Annotated in this window: 1 pseudogene; it reads left to right on the forward strand. The window is 61.7% G+C overall.

Going from position 1 to position 420, the window contains the following annotated elements:
- Positions 1 to 420 (forward strand): annotated as a pseudogene (gene phnI, locus AMS65_RS00100) (alpha-D-ribose 1-methylphosphonate 5-triphosphate synthase subunit PhnI); the annotation flags it as partial.

A 420-nucleotide genomic window follows, 5' to 3' on the forward strand; every position in this document is an offset into this window, starting at 1 on the left:
GATACCGATTTGCCTGAACTGAGCGTCGCCCAGATTGAACAGCAGCTTAACCTCGCGGTAGATCGCGTGATGACCGAAGGCGGCATTGCCGACCGCGAACTGGCGGCGCTGGCGCTGAAACAGGCCAGCGGCGATAACGTTGAAGCGATTTTCCTGCTGCGCGCCTACCGCACCACGTTGGCGAAGCTGGCGGTAAGCGAGCCGCTCGACACCACCGGGATGCGTCTCGAACGGCGTATTTCGGCGGTTTATAAAGACATTCCCGGCGGCCAGTTGCTTGGCCCTACCTACGACTACACCCATCGCCTGCTCGATTTCACCCTGTTGGCAAACGGTGAAGCACCAACGCTGACCACCGCCGACAGCGAACAACAGCCGTCGCCGCACGTTTTCAGCCTGCTGGCGCGTCAGGGGCTGGCG

Origin of the sequence: Leucobacter celer subsp. astrifaciens (genome assembly GCF_001273835.1) — a bacterium.
GTDB lineage: Bacteria > Actinomycetota > Actinomycetes > Actinomycetales > Microbacteriaceae > Leucobacter > Leucobacter celer.